This is a genomic window from Pseudomonas sp. TWI923 (genome assembly GCF_039673365.1).
Taxonomy (GTDB): domain Bacteria; phylum Pseudomonadota; class Gammaproteobacteria; order Pseudomonadales; family Pseudomonadaceae; genus Aquipseudomonas; species Aquipseudomonas sichuanensis.
In genome coordinates this window covers 1-13,940 of record NZ_JBDJLM010000102.1, presented here as the reverse complement: position 1 = coordinate 13,940, position 13,940 = coordinate 1, and the positions used below count along the sequence as shown (strand labels likewise).

The following is a 13,940-nucleotide window of genomic DNA, read 5'->3' as shown; positions in this document are numbered from 1 at the left end:
CTCCCACATCATGGCGTGAGCATCGTGGGAGCGGGCTTGCCCCGCGATGGGCCCGCACAAGCCTGCAGTGCCCCCGAACAAGACCAACAAAGGGTAAAGGGCCATGGATCAGCCGAACAACCGCATCCTGATCGTCGAGGACGACCAGCGCCTCGCCGAGCTCACCGCCGAGTACCTCCAGGCCAACGGCTTCGAGGTGGCGGTAGAGGGCGATGGCGGCCGCGCGGCGCGGCGAATCATCGACAGCCAGCCCGACCTGGTCATCCTCGACCTGATGCTCCCCGGCGAAGACGGCCTGAGCATCTGCCGCCGGGTGCGCGGCCAGTACGCCGGCCCCATCCTCATGCTCACCGCCCGCAGTGACGAACTCGACCAGGTCCAGGGCCTGGACCAGGGCGCCGACGACTATGTATGCAAACCGGTGCGCCCACGCCTGTTGCTGGCGCGCATCCATGCCCTGCTGCGCCGCAGCGAAGCGCCGGAGCGCCAGCAAGCACTGGCTTTCGGCCCGCTGCACATCGACCAGCGCCTGCGCGAGGCGCGCCTGGACGGCCAGCTGGTCGAGCTGACCGGCGCCGAATTCGACCTGCTGTGGCTGCTGGCCAGCAACGCCGGGCGGGTGCTGTCACGCGAAGAAATCTTCACCTCATTGCGCGGCGTCGGTTACGACGGCCAGGACCGCTCCATCGACGTGCGTATCTCCAAGATCCGCCCCAAGATCGGCGACGACCCGATCAACCCGCGGCTGATCAAGACCCTGCGCAGCAAGGGCTACCTGTTCGTCGGCGAGGCCGCCCAGGCACCGGCCCCATGAATTCCATTTTCCTGCGCATCTATGGCGGCATGCTCGCCGTGCTGGTACTGGTGGCCGTGCTCGGCGTGCTCAGCCTGCACCTGGCCAACGAGGTACGTGCCGGCCAGCACCGCGAAGGCCTGGCCCAAGGCACCTTCAGCCTGATGGCCGACAACCTGGCGCAGCAGAACGAGGTGGAGCGCAAGCGTTCGCTGGTGATCTGGGAGCGCTTGCTGGGGGTGCCGCTCGACCTGCAACCGCTGTCGGCTTTCACCCTCGATGGCGGCCAGCGCGCGCGGCTGTACCGCGACCTGGTGGTCGTGGAAAAGACCGGCCCGCATGCCGCCCGGGTGCTGCGCCGGGTCGGGCGCGAAGACCAGTTGCTGGTGGCCGAGGTCAAGCAGGTCAGCGAGCAGTTGGCGCGTGCCACCCTTTATCTGCTGGCCGACGAGCTGGTGCGTTACCCGGTCACTGAGCAGCAGAGCCGCCTGGCGCAGATCCGCCAGAGCAAGGGCTTCGGCTTCGACATCGCCCTGCAGCGCATCGAGCGCGCGGCGCTGGATGACGACCAGCGGCGCCGGGTGGAGGAGGGCGACACGGTGATGGCGCTGGGCAAGGACGGTGACTCGATCCGCGTGTTTTCGGGCTTGCCCGGCTCGCCCTGGGTACTGGAGATCGGCCCGCTGCACCAGCTCAACCCATACCCGCCGCAGTTGCTGATCCTGATCGCCTTTCTTGGCCTGTGCCTGATCGGCCTGATGGTCTACCTGCTGGTGCGCCAGTTGGAGCGGCGTGTCTCGGGCCTGGAAGTGGCTGCCACGCGCATCGCCCAGGGCAGCCTCGATACCCGCGTGCCGGCCGGTGACGCCGACTCGGTCGGGCGTCTGGCCGAAGCCTTCAATGGCATGGCCGAGCACCTGCAGCGTTCGCTGACCATGCAGCGCGAGCTGGTGCGGGCGGTGTCCCACGAGTTGCGCACGCCGGTGGCGCGCCTGCGCTTTGGCCTGGAGATGATCGAGAGCGCCAGCACCGAGCAGGCCCGGGCCAAGCACCTGGCCGGCATGGACGGCGATATCCAGGACCTGGACAAGCTGGTCGACGAGATGCTGACTTACGCCCGCCTGGAGCAGGGCGCTCCGGCCTTGCAGTTCCAGGCGGTGGACCTGGATGAATTGCTGGCACGGGTGATCGACGAATTGGCCCCGCTGCGCGCCGATGTGCGCGTGCTGCGCGGCGAATGCCATGGGCTGGACGGCGGCGCTGCCTGGGTCGAGGCCGAGCCGCGCTACCTGCACCGTGCTCTGCAGAACCTGGTGCGCAATGCCATGCGCCATGCCGAGTCCGAGGTGCGTCTGAGCTATCAACTCGGCCAGCAGCGCTGCCGTATCGATGTGGAGGATGACGGGCCGGGCATCCCGGAAGGCGTATGGGACCGTATCTTCACCCCCTTCACCCGCCTGGACGACAGCCGCACCCGCGCCTCGGGCGGGCATGGCCTGGGCTTGTCGATCGTGCGGCGGATCATCTACTGGCACGGCGGTCGCGCCCTGGTGGGGCATAGCGAGCAGTTGGGCGGGGCGTGTTTCAGCCTGAGCTGGCCACGCGAGCAGCCACGGGATTAAACGCTGATCAGGCTGAGCAGGTGGCCGTCCTGCACGCAGAACTGGCCATCGAGTTCGACGCCGTGGTGCCATTGCGCCGACAGGTCGGTCAGCAGGCGCAGGCGGGCGTGGCCATCGGCGGACCATGCCAGCAGCTCGGCGTGTTCGAAGTAGAAGCGTTGTCGGGTCAGCGGGTAGAGCGTCTTGAACAGGCTTTCCTTCAGCGAGAAGGTCAGGGTCACGGCCAGGGCCTGCTGGCTGCGGTCCAGGCGTTCCAGTTCGGCGGGGGTGAGGATCTCGCCGGCCAGGCGTTCGGCACGCTCCTCGCTCAGCAGGCTTTCCTGGTCCAGCCCCAGGCCGCGGCAGGCGCCGTCGGCTGCCACCACGGCGGCGGCCCAGCCCTTGCCGTGGGTGATCGAACCGTGGATGCCGGCGGGCCAGATCGGCGAGCGGTCCTCGTGAGTGGCGGGTACATAGTCGCGGCCATCCAGGCGCTGCAGGGCCTCGCGGGCGCACACGCGTCCGGCCAGGTACTCGGCCTGGCGCTTGGCCACCGAGCGTTGCAGGCTGGCGCTTTGCGTGATGCCGGCGCGCTGGAAGTCATCGGCGGCGAGCTGGGCCGGGTCGAAGGCGCAACTGACCAGCACCGCGCCGGGGACCGGGCGGGGCAGGGGCCAGTGGTGCTGCAGGGGGGCGCAGCAGGCGGGGAGTCTGTTCATGGCGGGTATTGTGCCAGCCGTTGGGCGGGCGGTGGAGTTGAAATTGCTGGGGGCTGCTGTGCAGCCTTTTCGGTGTAAATCCTGCACCCAATGTTTTTGGCTTAGCTTTGTGGGTGTGGGATTGCCAGGTAAAGGGCCGCAAAGCGGCCCCGGCGATTCTCAATCAAACGCCGACTTGAGGAACGCCTGCATATCCTTCCACGAACTCTCATCCGCCGCTTTGTCATAGCCAATGTCCGGCCCGCCATGCTCACCATGGCTCAACCGATCGGCATCCGGGTTGGTAAACCCATGCTTGGCCCCCGGAATCCCGACGAACTTGTAGTCGGCCTTGGCCGCATCCATCTCAGCCTTGAACGCCGCCACCTGCTCCGGCGTGACCATGCTGTCGGCTTCGCCATGCTCGACCAGGATCTTGGCCCGGATCACGTCGGGCTTGGCCGGCGTCTGGGTGACCAGTGCGCCATGGAAACTCACCACGGCATCGAGCTTCTCGCCACGGCGCGCGGCGTCGAGCACTACCTTGCCACCAAAGCAGTAGCCCACGGCGGCCAGCTGGTGTTGCCGGGTGTTGGGCTGCAGCTTCAACAACTCCAGCCCCGCATCGAAGCGTTTGGCGGCCGCCTGCGGGTCCTTCATCGCCGCTGCCATGAACGCCTGGGCATCCTGCGGGTGCTCGGTGTGCTTGCCGTCGCCGTACATGTCGATGGCCAGGGCGTTGTAGCCCAGCGCCGCGAAATCCCGGGCGCGGCGCTTGGCGTAATCGTTCAGGCCCCACCATTCATGCACCACGACGATACCGGGGCGTTTGCCTTCGACCGCGTCGTCATAGGCGTAGTAGCCGATCAGCGGGGTGCCATCGGCATCCTGGTAGCGGATCTCTCGGGTCTGCACCGCTGCCTGGGCAAGGGCGGTACTGCACAGCAGGGCCAGGGCAAGCAGGGAACGCATGGGCAAAGCTCCTTCTTTTGCGGTGGGTATTTCGTTCAGCCGGGGTTCAGGCCGGGTTCAGCGGTGGTTCAGGGCGTCCTCCCTACTCTAGTCCCCAGACCGAAACAGCGCATCCAACTGGAGTACGAACCTATGAAAACCTTCAACACCCTGCTTGCCGCCATGGCCGTTTGCGCCGCTGGCATCGCCACCACTGCCCAGGCCGACGACACCTTCGCCAGCCTCACCTATGGCCAGACCAGCGACAAGGTCCGCAAGTCCGGCCTGCTGCAGAGCAACACCGACCACCTGAACACCGATGGCATCATCGCCAAGGATGGTACCTGGGGCGTGCGCCTGGGCCAGATGAACAACCAGGGCCGCTACTACCTGACCTATGACAACGTCTCGGGCGAGCACAGCGGCCTCAAGCTGCGCCAGGAAAACCTGCTCGGCAGCTACGACCTGTTCCTGCCGGTGGGCGATACCACCAAGCTGTTCGGCGGTGCTTCGCTTGGCGTGACCAAACTGTCCCAGGAGTCCTCCGGCTACAGCCGCGATACCGATACCGGCTACGCCGTCGGCCTGCAGGGCGGGGTGCTGCAGCAGGTCACCGACAATGCTTCGGTGGAGCTGGGCTACCGCTACCTGCGCAGCAACGCCAGCACCGAGCTGTCGCCCCATGACGGCGCGAAGATCGGCACTCTGCGCCTGAACAGCAGTGCGCAGACCTATCTGGCGGCCAACTACAAGTTCTGAGGTCGCTGTTATCCTGTACCGGCCCTTTCGCGGGTAAACCCGCTCCCACAGGTCAAGCGCAAGCCTATAGTGCGATGCAGTACCTGTGGGAGCGGGTTTACCCGCGAATGGGAGCGCACAGGCAACCCAAGAAGGAGAGTTGCATGAAATTGCTGGTGGTCGAGGACGAGGCGCTGCTACGTCATCATCTGTTCACTCGCCTGGGCGAGGGCGGCCATGTGGTGCAGGCGGTGGCCAATGCCGAGGAGGCCCTGTACCAGGCCGAGCAGTACAACCACGACCTGGCGATCATCGACCTGGGCCTGCCGGGCATGAGCGGGCTGGACCTGATTCGCCAGTTGCGCAGCCAGGGCCAGAGTTTCCCGATCCTCATCCTCACCGCCCGCGGCAACTGGCAGGACAAGGTCGAAGGCCTGGCCGCCGGTGCCGACGATTACGTGGTCAAGCCGTTCCAGTTCGAAGAGCTGGAAGCGCGCCTGAATGCACTGCTGCGCCGCTCCAGCGGTTTCACCCAGTCGACCATCGCCGCCGGCCCCCTGGTGCTGGACCTCAACCGCAAGCAGGCAACACTGGACGACGCGCCGCTGGCGCTGACCGCCTACGAATACCGCATCCTCGAATACCTCATGCGCCATCACCAGCAGGTGGTGGCCAAGGACCGGTTGATGGAGCAGCTCTACCCGGGTGACGAAGAGCGCGACCCCAACGTCATCGAGGTGCTGGTCGGCCGCTTGCGGCGCAAGCTCGAGGGCGAGCAGGGCTTCAAGCCGATCGACACGGTGCGCGGCCTGGGCTACCTGTTCACCGAGCGCTGCCGATGATCCGTTCGCTGCGCGTGCGCTTGATGTTGGCGGCGGCGTTGTTGGCGTTGCTGTTCATGCTGGCGCTGCTGCCGGCGTTGCAGAAGGCTTTCAGCCTGGCGTTGCAGGAGTCGATCGAGCAGCGCCTGGCTTCGGATGTAACCACCCTGATCTCCGCCGCGCGCATCGAGCGCGGCCAGTTGCAGATGCCGGCGCTGCTGCCGGACGAACGTTTCAACCTGCCCTACACCGGCTTGCTCGGCTATATCTTCGATCGCCAGGGCAAGCTGGTCTGGCAGTCACGGGCCACCCGCAACCAGAACATCAATTACCAGCCGCGTTACGACGGGCGGGGCAACGAATTCGCGCGCATCCAGCAAAGCGATGGCGACGAATTCTTCGTCTATGACGTGGAGGTCAAGTTGCTGGGCGGCAAGAGCGCTGCGTTCAGCATCGTGGCGCTGCAACCGGTGCGCGAGTACCAGGACACCCTCGATGGCTTGCGCGAGAAGCTCTACCTGGGCTTTGGCGCCGCCTTGCTGGCGTTGATGCTGCTGCTTTGGGCCGGCCTGACCTGGGGCCTGCGTTCGTTGCGCCGGCTCAGCGTCGAACTCGACGAGGTTGAAGCTGGCGCGCGGGAGGGGCTCAGCCGTGAGCATCCCCGTGAACTGCTGCGCCTGACGGGCTCGCTCAACCGCCTGCTGCGCAGCGAGCGTGAGCAGCGCCAGCGCTACAAGGACTCGCTCGACGACCTGGCGCATAGCCTCAAGACCCCACTGGCGGTGCTGCAGGGCGTGGGCGAAAGCATGGCCCAGGGCAAGCAGGAGCCGGAACAGGGGCGGGTGCTGCAGGGCCAGATCGAGCGCATGAGCCAGCAGATCGACTACCAGTTGCAGCGCGCCAGCCTGCGCAAGAGCGGGCTGGTGCGCCACCAGGTGCAGCTCGGCCCGTTGCTCGACAGCCTGTGCAGCACCTTGGCCAAGGTCTACCGTGATAAACGCGTCGAGGTCAGCCTCGACATCCCGGCCCAGGCGCGGGTGCCGATGGAGCAGGGGGCTTTGCTCGAACTGCTCGGCAACCTGCTGGAAAACGCCTACCGGCTGTGCCTGGGGCAGGTGCGGGTCAGCCTGCATGAAGCGCCGGGGCTACTGGAGCTGTGCGTCGAAGACGACGGCCCCGGCGTCCCCCCCGACCAGCGCGAGCGCATCCTCGAGCGCGGCGAGCGGCTGGACAGTCAGCACCCGGGGCAGGGGATCGGCCTGGCGGTGGTCAAGGACATCATCGACAGCTACGACGCCGAGTTGAGCCTGGGTGATTCGCCGTTGGGCGGGGCTGCGTTCCGTATCGCATTCCGCCTGGTTTGAGCGTCGGTTCCATCGCCGGCACGCCGGCTCCCCCCAACACCCCGGGGCTGCTTTCCCTGTGGGTGCCGGCTTGCCGGCGATGAGGCCAGCCCTGCTGTCGCTGATGCCGGTCAAGGCGGATTCCCGCCAACCTACCTTGTACGATTTCCGCCATCGGGCGGGAATCCGCCATTTCCCACCTGCATTTACGCCCCGTCCGAGGGCATTCCCACCCCGTAAATACGGGTCGTGCACCTCAAGCGGGCACCTTGGCATCACCCTTGCTATTCATCTGGCAGAGGCCTGCCCAGGCGCTCGAACACAACGACAAATCCCTCCGGGTGCAGGAGGGTTCGCGATTCAGGTGCCCCACATCCTGGGAAGGATGCGCCGGCACACTTGAGGAAAAATGAGCCATGACGACACGTCAGCCGCTGTACAAATCGCTGTATATCCAGGTGTTGGTCGCCATCACCATCGGTATCCTGCTCGGCCACTTCTATCCGGAAACCGGCGTTGCCCTCAAACCGCTGGGTGACGGGTTCGTCAAACTGATCAAGATGGTCATTGCCCCGATCATCTTCTGCACCGTGGTCAGCGGCATCGCTGGCATGCAAAGCATGAAGTCGGTGGGCAAGACCGGCGGCTACGCGCTGCTGTACTTCGAGATCGTCTCCACCATCGCCCTGATCATCGGCCTGGTCGTCGTCAACGTGGTCAAGCCAGGCGCTGGCATGCACATCGACGTCAGCACCCTGAACGCCAGCAGCGTGGCCGCCTACGCCGCCGCCGGCGCACAGCAGACCACCGTTGGCTTCCTGCTCAACATCATCCCCAACACCGTGGTCGGCGCCTTCGCCAACGGCGACATCCTGCAAGTGCTGATGTTCTCGGTGATCTTCGGCTTCGCCCTGCACCGCCTGGGCAGCTACGGCAAGCCGCTGCTGGACCTGATCGACCGCTTCGCCCATGTCATGTTCAACATCATCAACATGATCATGAAGCTGGCCCCGATCGGCGCCTTCGGTGCCATGGCCTTCACCATCGGCCAGTACGGCGTGGGTTCGCTGGTGCAGCTGGGCTACCTGATGGCCTGCTTCTACATCACCTGCGTGCTGTTCGTGCTGGTAGTGCTGGGTGGCATCTGCCGCGCCCACGGCTTCAGCGTGCTCAAGCTGATCCGCTACATCCGTGAAGAGCTGATGATCGTGCTGGGCACCTCGTCCTCCGAGTCGGCCCTGCCACGCATGCTGGCCAAGATGGAGCGCCTGGGTGCGAAGAAATCCGTGGTTGGCCTGGTGATCCCGACCGGCTACTCGTTCAACCTCGACGGTACCTCGATCTACCTGACCATGGCCGCGGTGTTCATCGCCCAGGCCACCGACACCACCATGGACATCACCCACCAGATCACCCTGCTGCTGGTGCTGCTGGTCGCGTCCAAAGGTGCTGCTGGCGTTACCGGTTCGGGCTTCATCGTCCTGGCAGCGACCCTGTCGGCCGTCGGCCATCTGCCGGTTGCCGGCCTGGCGCTGATCCTCGGCATCGACCGCTTCATGTCCGAAGCCCGCGCCCTGACCAACCTGATCGGCAACGCCGTGGCCACCGTAGTTGTGGCCAAGTGGGTCAAGGAGCTGGATACCGACAAGCTGGACTCGGAGCTGGCCTCCGGTGGTTCGCCGCTGGTCGAGACCCGTCCGACCGACGACCTGGGCGTAGCTGAAGGCCCGGCGCGTTGATCGCGATGTGAAAAGCAAAAAGGCGACCTTCGGGTCGCCTTTTTTGTGCCTGAGATAATGGTGGCGTCTGTACCGGTCCTTTCGCGGGTAAACCCGTTCCCACAAGGTCGACGAAATACCTGTGGGAGCGGGTTTACCCGCGAAGAGGCCCGGTCATTCGACCCGGGTCTCGCCGCTGTACACCAGAATCTCCCGGCACCGCCGGCACAGATAGCGCCGCCCCTGACGCACCAGCTTGTGCCGCTGCGCGGTAAACGGAAATTCACCCTCAGGGCACGGGCAGCGGTAGATGTAGCGCATCGTCACCCGCCGTTGCACTTCATAGTTGTGGCAACGGTTGGGCGGCAGTTCGTACACCCCCCGCATGATCAGCTGCCACTCTTCGCCATGGGCCTGGATACGGTCGCCGAACAGTTGATGGGCGACCAGGTGCGCCACTTCATGGGCCACGGTCTGGCGCAGGAAGTCTTCCTGGTTCTCGCGGTACAGCTGCAGGTTGAAGCGCAGCAGGTTCTCGTGCAGATGTGCGACACCCGCCTTTTGCCCGCGCAGCTTGAAGCTCACTTCCGGGCGCGGGAAGGGGCGTTTGAAGAAGGTTTCGGCTTGCTGGTAACAGGTTTCGACGCGTTGCTTGAGCTGCTCGGGCATGGCGGGGTGGTTCTCCTGACCGGGCATTATGCCGCAAGCGCTTCGGGCCTGCCGAGCCACCGGTCAGCAGATGGAACGAGGCCGCCTTGTGGCGGCCTCAGGTGATGCTCCCGTGTCGGGTCGATCTAATAGGTGTGTGCTAGTTGGTGTAGACGGGCCCCACGCCCAGTCCCCAGATGATCACCGTGGCGGCCATGATCGCCACCAGGACCACCAGGCCCACCGCCAGTACTGAACTGGAGAACAGAAAACCTTCATCGGACGGAATGTTCATGAATGTCGGTAGCCCCACATACAGCAGGTAGACCGTGTAGCAGATCGCCGCCGTACCGATCAGCATGCCCAGCCACAAGTGCGGGTAAAGCGCCGCCAGGCCGCCAATGAACAGCGGGGTGGCGGTGTAGGTGGCGAAGGCGATGCATTGCGCCATGCTCGGGTTGGCGTCGTAGGTGCGCGCCATCCAGTGGATGAAGGCACCCATCACGGCCACCCCGGCGAGCATCGCCAGGTACGACATGATGCTCATCCAGATCGCGCTTTCCATGGTCAGCATCACTGCCGGGCGCTCTCCGATCACCCAGCCCACCTGGGTGGTACCGATGAACGCCGAGACGGCGGGGATCGCCGCCAGGATTAGTGTGTGCGTCAGGTACATGTGGCTGATGCTTTCGTCCTCGCCACGGATCTCCCGCCACTCCTGGTCAGGGTGGGTGAACAGCCCTACAACGTGATGAATCATACTGGTCACTCCTATCGTCGTTGCCAAACGCCCCCCAGATGGAGCGCCTGTGGCCCGAGGCCAGGAACATCGATTACTGCGGTCATGTGGCCTTATGTCGCAGTATAGGAAGCCGTTCCCCACACAAAACCGGCTTTTTAGAGCAAATTGCGCTGTCAGGCCCGGTGTTGATTCCCTTGAAGTCTTTATCGGAATGGCCTACAGCGGTGCGCCATTTGTGCGTAAAATATGCGCCTTTTGTCACACCTCGCGGATCCAAGCGCTATGGGCACCCTCTCGGTCAACCAGAACAAACTGCAAAAACGCCTGCGTCGTCTCGCTGGCGAAGCCATCACCGACTACAACATGATCGAGGATGGCGACAAGGTCATGGTCTGCCTGTCCGGCGGCAAGGACAGCTACACCATGCTCGACGTTCTGTTGCACCTGCAGAAGGTGGCGCCGATCAAGTTCGAGATCGTCGCGGTGAACATGGACCAGAAGCAGCCGGGCTTCCCCGAGCACGTGTTGCCGGCCTACCTCAAGGAACTGGGAGTCGAGTACCACATCGTCGAGAAGGACACCTACTCGGTGGTCAAGGAGCTGGTGCCCGAGGGTAAGACCACCTGCTCGCTGTGTTCGCGCCTGCGCCGTGGCACGCTGTACACCTTCGCCGACGAGATCGGCGCGACCAAGATGGCTCTGGGGCACCACCGCGACGACATCGTCGAGACCTTCTTCCTCAACATGTTCTTCAACGGCGCGCTCAAGGGCATGCCGCCGAAGCTGCGCGCCGATGACGGGCGCAACGTGGTGATCCGTCCGCTGGCCTACTGCAGCGAGAAGGACATCCAGGCCTATTCGGACATGAAGGAATTCCCGATCATCCCGTGCAACCTGTGCGGCTCGCAGGAAAACCTGCAGCGCCAGGTGGTCAAGGACATGCTGGTGGAGTGGGAGCGCAAGCACCCGGGCCGTACCGAAAGCATCTTCCGCGCCATGCAGAACGTGGCGCCGTCGCAGCTGGCCGACCGCAACCTGTTCGACTTCACCAGCCTTACGATCGACGAAAACGCCACCCCGCGCTTTCTCGACGTGGTGAATCTCTGAGCCCATGCGCGACTACCAGTGGCTGCATGAGTACTGCCTGAATCGCTTCGGCTCGGCCCAGGCCCTGGAGGCCTTCCTGCCGCAGCCGCGCACGCCGGCGCAGTTGCGCGACATCAGCGACGACCGCTATCTGTCGACCCTGGCCCTGCGCGTGTTCCGCGCCGGGCTCAAGCACAGCCTGGTGGACGCCAAGTGGCCGGCGTTCGAGCAGGTGTTCTTTGGTTTCGACCCGGAGAAGGTCGTGCTGATGGGCGCCGAGCACCTGGAGCGGCTGATGCAGGACGAACGCATCATCCGCCACCTGGGCAAGCTCAAGAGCGTGCCGCGCAATGCGCAGATGGTGCTGGATGTGGCCAGGGAGAACGGCAGTTTCGGCGCGTTCATCGCCGATTGGCCAGAGACCGACATCGTCGGGCTGTGGAAGTACCTGGCCAAGCACGGCAACCAATTGGGTGGGTTGTCGGCACCGCGCTTTTTGCGCATGGTCGGCAAGGATACCTTCATCCCCACCGACGACATGGCAGCCGCGCTGATTGCGCAGAAGATCATCGACAAGCCGCCGACCAGCCAGCGCGACCTGGCGTTGGTGCAGCAGGCGTTCAACCAGTGGCACGCCGAGAGCGGGCGGCCGCTGTGCCAGTTGTCGGTGATGCTGGCGCATACCGTCAACCATTGAAATCGCTGGGGCCGCTTTGCGACCCTTTCGCGACACAAGGCCGCTCCTACAGGAGTATGCGTTCCCCTGTAGGAGCGGCCTTGTGTCGCGAAAGGGCTGCAGAGCAGCCCCGGAAATTAACGCCCTTCGCCCGCCAGGCGCCGCTCCTGCTGGAACTTCCAGCGCACGAACAGCAACCCGCTGACGAACAACCCCAGGCTCACCAGCACCTCAACCCAGCCAAACACCGCTCGCGCCGGGTCGAACGCCGCCAGCACGCCCTTGATGAAGTAGATGTTCACCACGAAGCAGGTCCAGGCATGCGCCCGGGCGCTGCCTTTGAGCATGCCGGGCAACAGCAGCAGCAAGGGGATCAGCTCGACGGCCAGGATCACCCCGACCCGCGCCCCGTGCAGGTCGGCGAACCACAGGTTGTTCACCACCAGCAAGGCGATCAGGCCGAAGAAACAGGCCAGGCTCAAGGCGCGGGTCAGCCGTACCCGTGGCGCCAGCCAGTCCAGGGGTGGCAGTACCTTGGGTTTTTTAGCCACGTTCGCCACCCAGGGCCTTGGCGGTGTTCGCCAGGCGTTGGCCGAGTGCGCGGCACAGGGTGATTTCGTGTTGATCGAGTTCGCGCTTGCCATCGGCTCCGGCATGGTGGCTGGCGCCATACGGGGTGCCGCCGCCGCGGGTTTCCAGCAAGGCCGACTCGCTGTAGGGCAAGCCCAGTACCAGCATGCCGTGGTGCATCAGCGGCAGCAGCATCGACAGCAGGGTGGTTTCCTGGCCGCCGTGCAGGCTGGCGGTGGAGGTGAACACCGCCGCCGGCTTGCCTACCAGCTCGCCACCGAGCCACAGGCTGCTGGTGCCGTCGAGGAAGTACTTGAGCGGGGCGGCCATATTGCCGAAGCGGGTCGGGCTGCCCATGGCCAGGCCGGCGCAATGGCGCAGGTCGTCGAGGGTGGCGTACAGCGCGCCGCTGGCGGGGATGTCCGGGGCCACCGCTTCGCACTCGGTGGAGATCGCCGGCACGGTGCGCAGGCGGGCTTCCACGCCGGCCATCTCGACGCCGCGGGCGATGTGCCGGGCCATCTCGCTGGTCGAGCCGTGGCGGCTGTAATACAGCACCAGGATGTACGGGGCGCTCACGGCAGGATCTCCAGCACTTTCTCCGGCGGGCGGCCAATCACGGCCTTGCTGCCGGCCACCAGAATGGGGCGTTCGATCAGTTTGGGGTGCTGGACCATGGCCTCGATCAGTTGGGCATCGGTCAAGGCCGGGTTGGCCAGGTCGAGGGCCTTGTATTCGTCTTCACCGCTGCGCAGCAACTGGCGGGCGCTGATGCCCAGCTGGCCAAGCAGTTGCTTGAGGGTGGCCGCGTCTGGCGGGGTTTCCAGATAGCGCACGATGGTGGGCGACAAGCCGCGTGCCTCGAGCAGCTCCAGGGCGCCGCGGGATTTCGAGCAGCGCGGGTTATGATACAGGGTCAGATCGGTCATGACGGGTCGCATCCAGCAGGGTGTGGCGGCTATTCTAACCGACTTCAATGCTTGAAAACTTCGAGAAGGATTGACCCATGGCAAGGCGTTTGGCAGCTGCACTGGCCATCACCGCGAGCCTGTTGCTCGGCGGCTGCGGTGCAGACTACGGTGTGGACCAGCACGGCAATACGGTGAAGAGCGAACAGGTTGACGGGCACTGGCTGGTGCTCAACTACTGGGCCGAATGGTGCGGCCCATGCCGTACGGAAATCCCCGAGCTCAATGCCGCGGCCAAGCAGTGGGAGGCCCAGGGCATCAAGGTGCTCGGGGTGAATTTCGACGGTTTGCAGGGCGCCGACCTCAAGGCCGCCGCCGACACCCTGGGCATCGCCTTCACCGTACTCGCCCAGGACCCGGCCGAGCGCTACGAGCTGCCGCGCAGCGAAGCGCTGCCGGTGACTTACATCATCGACGACAAGGGCAAGGTGCGTGAGCAGTTGATGGGCGATCAGACGCTTGAAGGGCTGCAGGCCAAGATCAAGGCGCTCAAGGACGGCGCTTGAATATTTGGGGCCGCTCTGCGGCCCTTCGCGGGGAAAACCCCACCCCCAAAAATTCTCGATAACATTGGGTGAGGGGTTTAA

General features: G+C 64.9%; 16 protein-coding genes. 9 read left to right on the top strand and 7 right to left on the bottom strand.

All coding sequences use genetic code 11. The features are described from left to right. Window positions 1-103 precede the first annotated feature (103 nt). Together ABE459_RS24035 and ABE459_RS24030 are read left to right on the top strand one after the other, a co-directional pair. Complete coding sequence (locus tag ABE459_RS24035) at window positions 104-814, top strand: response regulator transcription factor (RefSeq protein WP_323831598.1); 711 nt, start codon at window positions 104-106, stop codon at window positions 812-814. After that, entirely contained in the window at window positions 811-2,415 is a 1,605-nt protein-coding gene (locus ABE459_RS24030; protein ID WP_323831596.1) for an ATP-binding protein, read from the top strand. Before ABE459_RS24035 ends, ABE459_RS24030 begins: the two co-directional genes overlap by 4 nt. Here the strand turns inward: ABE459_RS24030 and ABE459_RS24025 are convergent. Both ABE459_RS24025 and ABE459_RS24020 read right to left on the bottom strand, forming a co-directional pair. Beyond that, complete coding sequence (locus tag ABE459_RS24025; RefSeq protein ID WP_125462960.1) at window positions 2,412-3,113, bottom strand: 4'-phosphopantetheinyl transferase superfamily protein; 702 nt, start codon at window positions 3,111-3,113, stop codon at window positions 2,412-2,414. The genes ABE459_RS24030 and ABE459_RS24025 overlap by 4 nt on opposite strands. Window positions 3,114-3,272: 159 nt before the next feature. Continuing rightward, on the bottom strand, window positions 3,273-4,064 hold the full coding sequence (locus tag ABE459_RS24020; RefSeq protein WP_125857710.1) for a dienelactone hydrolase family protein: 792 nt from the start codon (window positions 4,062-4,064) through the stop codon (window positions 3,273-3,275). Between the two features lie 132 nt (window positions 4,065-4,196). Here ABE459_RS24020 and ABE459_RS24015 point away from each other — a divergent pair, with 132 nt between their 5' ends. The 4 genes from ABE459_RS24015 to ABE459_RS24000 all read left to right on the top strand — a co-directional run bounded on the left by ABE459_RS24015 (window position 4,197) and on the right by ABE459_RS24000 (window position 8,684). Beyond that, window positions 4,197-4,802, top strand: a complete 606-nt coding sequence (locus tag ABE459_RS24015) for an outer membrane beta-barrel protein (protein WP_125462962.1) — start codon at window positions 4,197-4,199, stop codon at window positions 4,800-4,802. Between the two features lie 143 nt (window positions 4,803-4,945). Further along, complete coding sequence (locus tag ABE459_RS24010; protein WP_125462963.1) at window positions 4,946-5,623, top strand: response regulator; 678 nt, start codon at window positions 4,946-4,948, stop codon at window positions 5,621-5,623. Continuing rightward, window positions 5,620-6,966 carry an ATP-binding protein gene (locus tag ABE459_RS24005; protein ID WP_346648152.1) on the top strand — a complete coding sequence of 449 codons (1,347 nt, stop codon included), beginning with the start codon at window positions 5,620-5,622 and terminating at the stop codon, window positions 6,964-6,966. The genes ABE459_RS24010 and ABE459_RS24005 overlap by 4 nt, the downstream gene beginning before the upstream one ends. Window positions 6,967-7,361: 395 nt before the next feature. Further along, window positions 7,362-8,684: a dicarboxylate/amino acid:cation symporter gene (locus tag ABE459_RS24000; protein ID WP_125857711.1), complete on the top strand. Its 1,323-nt coding sequence runs from the start codon at window positions 7,362-7,364 to the stop codon at window positions 8,682-8,684. A 153-nt stretch (window positions 8,685-8,837) separates the two neighbouring features. Here ABE459_RS24000 and ABE459_RS23995 read toward each other — a convergent pair whose 3' ends face one another. Continuing rightward, entirely contained in the window at window positions 8,838-9,332 is a 495-nt protein-coding gene (locus tag ABE459_RS23995) for a SprT family zinc-dependent metalloprotease (RefSeq protein WP_125462966.1), read from the bottom strand. 139 nt (window positions 9,333-9,471) lie between these two features. Continuing rightward, entirely contained in the window at window positions 9,472-10,071 is a 600-nt protein-coding gene (locus ABE459_RS23990; RefSeq protein WP_110993012.1) for a Yip1 family protein, read from the bottom strand. A gap of 264 nt (window positions 10,072-10,335) precedes the next feature. Here ABE459_RS23990 and ttcA point away from each other — a divergent pair, with 264 nt between their 5' ends. Both ttcA and ABE459_RS23980 read left to right on the top strand, forming a co-directional pair. Continuing rightward, window positions 10,336-11,160, top strand: a complete 825-nt coding sequence (ttcA, locus tag ABE459_RS23985) for a tRNA 2-thiocytidine(32) synthetase TtcA (RefSeq protein WP_125462967.1) — start codon at window positions 10,336-10,338, stop codon at window positions 11,158-11,160. 4 nt (window positions 11,161-11,164) lie between these two features. Next, the gene (locus ABE459_RS23980; RefSeq protein WP_125462968.1) at window positions 11,165-11,836 is read left to right on the top strand and encodes a DNA-3-methyladenine glycosylase I; all 672 of its coding nucleotides are present in this window, start codon (window positions 11,165-11,167) and stop codon (window positions 11,834-11,836) included. A 116-nt stretch (window positions 11,837-11,952) separates the two neighbouring features. Here ABE459_RS23980 and ABE459_RS23975 read toward each other — a convergent pair whose 3' ends face one another. The 3 genes from ABE459_RS23975 to arsC are packed head-to-tail and all read right to left on the bottom strand — an operon-like array spanning window position 11,953 to window position 13,314. Then, window positions 11,953-12,366: a DUF2069 domain-containing protein gene (locus ABE459_RS23975; RefSeq protein ID WP_323831593.1), complete on the bottom strand. Its 414-nt coding sequence runs from the start codon at window positions 12,364-12,366 to the stop codon at window positions 11,953-11,955. After that, complete coding sequence (gene wrbA, locus ABE459_RS23970) at window positions 12,359-12,964, bottom strand: NAD(P)H:quinone oxidoreductase (protein WP_125462970.1); 606 nt, start codon at window positions 12,962-12,964, stop codon at window positions 12,359-12,361. The genes ABE459_RS23975 and wrbA overlap by 8 nt, the downstream gene beginning before the upstream one ends. Continuing rightward, the gene (arsC, locus tag ABE459_RS23965) at window positions 12,961-13,314 is read right to left on the bottom strand and encodes an arsenate reductase (glutaredoxin) (RefSeq protein ID WP_323831591.1); all 354 of its coding nucleotides are present in this window, start codon (window positions 13,312-13,314) and stop codon (window positions 12,961-12,963) included. Before arsC ends, wrbA begins: the two co-directional genes overlap by 4 nt. A gap of 77 nt (window positions 13,315-13,391) precedes the next feature. On the opposite strand from arsC, the gene ABE459_RS23960 reads away from it, so the two are divergent. Beyond that, window positions 13,392-13,859, top strand: coding sequence for a TlpA disulfide reductase family protein (locus ABE459_RS23960; protein WP_323831589.1), 468 nt, complete (start codon window positions 13,392-13,394; stop codon window positions 13,857-13,859). Window positions 13,860-13,940 lie beyond the last annotated feature (81 nt).

What these genes read in the sequence shown, in the direction of transcription:
- ABE459_RS24035 (WP_323831598.1), top strand. Translation starts at nt 104, where the DNA reads ATGGATCAGCCGAACAACCGCATCCTGATCGTCGAGGACGACCAGCGC.
- ABE459_RS24030 (WP_323831596.1), top strand. Translation starts at nt 811, where the DNA reads ATGAATTCCATTTTCCTGCGCATCTATGGCGGCATGCTCGCCGTGCTG.
- ABE459_RS24025 (WP_125462960.1), bottom strand. Translation starts at nt 3,113, where the DNA reads ATGAACAGACTCCCCGCCTGCTGCGCCCCCCTGCAGCACCACTGGCCC.
- ABE459_RS24020 (WP_125857710.1), bottom strand. Translation starts at nt 4,064, where the DNA reads ATGCGTTCCCTGCTTGCCCTGGCCCTGCTGTGCAGTACCGCCCTTGCC.
- ABE459_RS24015 (WP_125462962.1), top strand. Translation starts at nt 4,197, where the DNA reads ATGAAAACCTTCAACACCCTGCTTGCCGCCATGGCCGTTTGCGCCGCT.
- ABE459_RS24010 (WP_125462963.1), top strand. Translation starts at nt 4,946, where the DNA reads ATGAAATTGCTGGTGGTCGAGGACGAGGCGCTGCTACGTCATCATCTG.
- ABE459_RS24005 (WP_346648152.1), top strand. Translation starts at nt 5,620, where the DNA reads ATGATCCGTTCGCTGCGCGTGCGCTTGATGTTGGCGGCGGCGTTGTTG.
- ABE459_RS24000 (WP_125857711.1), top strand. Translation starts at nt 7,362, where the DNA reads ATGACGACACGTCAGCCGCTGTACAAATCGCTGTATATCCAGGTGTTG.
- ABE459_RS23995 (WP_125462966.1), bottom strand. Translation starts at nt 9,332, where the DNA reads ATGCCCGAGCAGCTCAAGCAACGCGTCGAAACCTGTTACCAGCAAGCC.
- ABE459_RS23990 (WP_110993012.1), bottom strand. Translation starts at nt 10,071, where the DNA reads ATGATTCATCACGTTGTAGGGCTGTTCACCCACCCTGACCAGGAGTGG.
- ttcA (WP_125462967.1), top strand. Translation starts at nt 10,336, where the DNA reads ATGGGCACCCTCTCGGTCAACCAGAACAAACTGCAAAAACGCCTGCGT.
- ABE459_RS23980 (WP_125462968.1), top strand. Translation starts at nt 11,165, where the DNA reads ATGCGCGACTACCAGTGGCTGCATGAGTACTGCCTGAATCGCTTCGGC.
- arsC (WP_323831591.1), bottom strand. Translation starts at nt 13,314, where the DNA reads ATGACCGATCTGACCCTGTATCATAACCCGCGCTGCTCGAAATCCCGC.
- ABE459_RS23960 (WP_323831589.1), top strand. Translation starts at nt 13,392, where the DNA reads ATGGCAAGGCGTTTGGCAGCTGCACTGGCCATCACCGCGAGCCTGTTG.